Origin of the sequence: Maribacter vaceletii (assembly GCF_003634105.1) — a bacterium.
GTDB lineage: Bacteria > Bacteroidota > Bacteroidia > Flavobacteriales > Flavobacteriaceae > Maribacter_B > Maribacter_B vaceletii.
On the sequence record NZ_RBIQ01000003.1, the window covers coordinates 1 to 3,095 of the forward strand.

Below are 3,095 nucleotides of genomic sequence, written 5' to 3' on the forward strand. Positions count from 1 at the left end.
CTTTACAAAAACAAAGTAGTGGTATCAGTCGTAAACCCATTGTCGATAAAGCGGTTTATACAGATGAAATTGGCTAAAGTAAAAACGGACAAGAGCGATGCCAAGGCCATATGTGAATATGCTCTGATTAACGAGGTTCCTATTTACAATGCTTTGACGGATACCCAGAGTGAATGTTTGCAGTTGTTTAGATTATTGGATACGTATTTAAAACAACGTACCGCAACTAAGAACAAAATACATGGAGAAGCTGTTTTGGGCATACCCTCAAAGTTTGTTTATCGTTCCTTGATACGCAACAAGAAGCAGCTGAACAAAGAGGTAGCTGCAATCGAATCAAAGATTCTATCATTGGTAAAAGAGGACCAACAGGAGCAATTGACCTTATTGATGTCAATACCTGGTATAGGTCAAAAGACTGCATTGTTCTTAATTGTTGTTACTGATGGTTTCAGTAAGTTCGGTACGGCATCACAGCTTTGTAGTTATGTAGGTATAACCCCGACGATACGAGAGTCTGGGAGCAGCGTAAGAGGTCGAGCTCGAATAAGTAAGGTCGGCAATAGAAGGCTTCGTAATCTATTGTTTCTATGTTCTTTCAATGCCTGTAAACACAACAAGGCATGCAGAGAGGTATATGAGCGAATCGTGAACAAAGGAAAAAGTAAGAAATTGGCATTGATAGCCGTTGCCAACAAACTACTGAAACAGTCCTTTGCTATCGCAAAATCTGGCAGACCATATGATGAAACCTACGTTTCAATATTGTCTAGATAAATAGAAGGTAAATTGTATGAAAAAAGCTCAAAGAATCTGATTTTAGAATCTATGAGCCTAGAATAGTATTGTCTCAGATTAAAGAAGAATTTGTTTGTTTTTTACCTCAGTTCTTTGTTGGCAACAGTTTTTTATTAATTAAGGTTACAGTTTTTCAATCAAATCTTGTCTTCCAACAATTGCCATTATTTCAACAATATCCTCATTTACTTTAAAATAAATGCTATCAACTCCACAAACACATCGTCTATAGTCTTTTTTTATATAGTCAACCGATTCAAATGAAAAAGGTCTTTGGGTAATTATTTCGAAATATTTAAAAAATGATTCAAAATATTTGTCCGCTTGAGTCATTCCAAATTTTTTCACACCGTAATGATGAATCCGTATCAAGTCATTTTTTGCTTCATTGCTTAATTTATATTTAGTCATTAAGCAAAGACTTTGATTGCGCTAAAATTTCATTTTTACTTTCACTTGTAAATCCGCTATTTTCGGCTTTTTCCAATTTAGCACGAATCCAGTTAATTTCAACTTGTTGTTTTCGAGCTTGTCTAATTAAGTCATTTACTAGTTCACTCTTACTTGAATATTCTTTTTTATCCACTTGAGTTTTTAGCCATTCATCGTTTGGTTTTGTGAATGATATACTTTGTCTTGCCATAATTTATTTATTTGATGTAAATATACACCAAATTCGAATCATTTTCAAATTGCTTACGTGTTTGGCTAAGCGTAGTGCGGAGGCAAGGAAACATTTTTGTTTCCTTACTCGCACATAGCGAAATCTTTGTGTTTTGTTTTTCCTTTTTTGTCCAAAGCAAAATCCATAAGATTTAGCGACATTATAAATATACACAAACCTTTCGATTAAGACCGAAGCCCGTATTTTTTATAGGTTGTGTTGGGTGTAGTTTTTATTCCGTTATTCTATTTTTCAAATCCATTCTCTCGTGCAAAATTCTGATGATTTCGATTCTATCATTTGATATCTGTTGATAGAATATAATATGTTTTCCAGATTTGAGTCCGAGTAGGTTTCTGCTTATTCCGTTATATTCTTTTCCAATATCGGGATTTTCGCCGATTCCATTACAAGCCATCTTAACCGTTGCATAATATTTATCAGCTAGCTTTTCAGACCATTTTTCAAAAGTGTAATACCAAATATCATTTAAGTCATCAATGGCTTCTTGTCTCAGTATAACTTTAGCCATTTTTTCTTTTTTCAGCCTTTAGTTTTTTAAGATTTTCATCAAAGTCAAAATCCTCAACCAAAGGACTGTTCAATCCCTCTTGTATTGCATTTCTCAACGCGATTACTTTACTTTCTTCATTTTCCAGCATTCTTAGTCCAGCTCTTATAACTTCGCTAACGTTCTTATATCGACCAGCAGAAACTTGAGTTTGTACAAATTGGTCAAAATAATTCCCGAGTGATATGGATGTATTCTTCATTGTATGAATTTTACTCAAATTTACCAAAAATTGGTAAAATGTCCAAATTTGGCTGAATTTTCAAATGTGTGGCAACGGTCTCGTATAACCGTCAGTTACGGGTTAAATTAGCGATTATTTTCGGGTTCAACACAAGCCTTAGCAATTCCGAGTGGATTCGGACGTAGTCGAATCCGCCGTAATTGCGGTTATACATTGTTTGCAACTGGCTTTTTTCCATCCAATTTTTTAATCATTCGGTTCATTCCTTTCAATTCCTCTTTAAAATACGGTATATCTAAAATGGTCTTACTATGGAATGTGAATCCAAGTTTTTCATAGAATGCAATTGCACTCATATTTGTGTCAATAACACATAGGAATAAATTTCCACTGCCACGTTCTTTTGCCTTTTTTATGATTCCATTCAACGCAGTTTTTCCAATTCCCATTCCCTTGCATTCAGGAAGAACATAAATTTTTTCCAATTCCACCGCATTTTCTATGTTCAAATCTTTGTTTGTATTGTTTCTAATTTTTATAAATCCGACATTTTTTAATCCACGTTTGATAAAATAGTATTCTGCGTCTTTGTCCAACAGATCAGATTTGAGTCTTTCAACATTAAATTCTTTTTCCAAATACCATTCAAGGCCGCCTTCGTTCCAATGGTTATAAAAATTCTTGGAATAAGCATCAATACATATTTTCCTCAATTCGGTAATGTCTGTTAAAATAGCCTTTTGTAACTCCATTTTGATTTTTTTCAGCTGTTCGTAAAGGGAGATAGTTTACACAAGTTAAAGATTAGGGTTTACACTAAATTAGTTTCTAACCTAGTGGATTGTTGTTTGTTTCTAAGATGTTTTTCATCAAAGTAT

6 protein-coding genes are annotated in these 3,095 nt (G+C 33.9%); 1 reads left to right on the forward strand and 5 read right to left on the reverse strand.

Annotated elements, in window-relative coordinates:
• The coding region (locus tag CLV91_RS00060; RefSeq protein ID WP_147406393.1) for a transposase at nucleotides 1-777 on the forward strand (777 nt) is incomplete at its 5' end.
• Nucleotides 778-921: 144 nt separating this feature from the next.
• On the opposite strand, the gene CLV91_RS00065 is transcribed toward CLV91_RS00060, so the two are convergent.
• From CLV91_RS00065 to CLV91_RS00085, 5 genes are all read right to left on the reverse strand, one after another.
• Nucleotides 922-1,209 carry a type II toxin-antitoxin system RelE/ParE family toxin gene (locus CLV91_RS00065; protein ID WP_121062754.1) on the reverse strand — a complete coding sequence of 96 codons (288 nt, stop codon included), beginning with the start codon at nucleotides 1,207-1,209 and terminating at the stop codon, nucleotides 922-924.
• The gene (locus CLV91_RS00070) at nucleotides 1,202-1,441 is read right to left on the reverse strand and encodes a ribbon-helix-helix domain-containing protein (protein ID WP_121062756.1); all 240 of its coding nucleotides are present in this window, start codon (nucleotides 1,439-1,441) and stop codon (nucleotides 1,202-1,204) included. The genes CLV91_RS00065 and CLV91_RS00070 overlap by 8 nt, the downstream gene beginning before the upstream one ends.
• Nucleotides 1,442-1,694: 253 nt before the next feature.
• Complete coding sequence (locus tag CLV91_RS00075; protein ID WP_121062758.1) at nucleotides 1,695-1,994, reverse strand: type II toxin-antitoxin system RelE/ParE family toxin; 300 nt, start codon at nucleotides 1,992-1,994, stop codon at nucleotides 1,695-1,697.
• Complete coding sequence (locus tag CLV91_RS00080; RefSeq protein ID WP_121062760.1) at nucleotides 1,987-2,235, reverse strand: type II toxin-antitoxin system ParD family antitoxin; 249 nt, start codon at nucleotides 2,233-2,235, stop codon at nucleotides 1,987-1,989. Before CLV91_RS00080 ends, CLV91_RS00075 begins: the two co-directional genes overlap by 8 nt.
• 188 nt (nucleotides 2,236-2,423) lie before the next feature.
• Nucleotides 2,424-2,969, reverse strand: coding sequence for a GNAT family N-acetyltransferase (locus tag CLV91_RS00085; protein ID WP_121062762.1), 546 nt, complete (start codon nucleotides 2,967-2,969; stop codon nucleotides 2,424-2,426).
• Between the last annotated feature and the right edge of the window lie 126 nt (nucleotides 2,970-3,095).

Excerpts from the sequence above, each read along its gene's own strand:
- CLV91_RS00080 (WP_121062760.1), bottom strand. The coding sequence starts at position 2,235 with ATGAAGAATACATCCATATCACTCGGGAATTATTTTGACCAATTTGTA.
- CLV91_RS00085 (WP_121062762.1), bottom strand. The coding sequence starts at position 2,969 with ATGGAGTTACAAAAGGCTATTTTAACAGACATTACCGAATTGAGGAAA.
- CLV91_RS00065 (WP_121062754.1), bottom strand. The coding sequence starts at position 1,209 with ATGACTAAATATAAATTAAGCAATGAAGCAAAAAATGACTTGATACGG.
- CLV91_RS00070 (WP_121062756.1), bottom strand. The coding sequence starts at position 1,441 with ATGGCAAGACAAAGTATATCATTCACAAAACCAAACGATGAATGGCTA.
- CLV91_RS00075 (WP_121062758.1), bottom strand. The coding sequence starts at position 1,994 with ATGGCTAAAGTTATACTGAGACAAGAAGCCATTGATGACTTAAATGAT.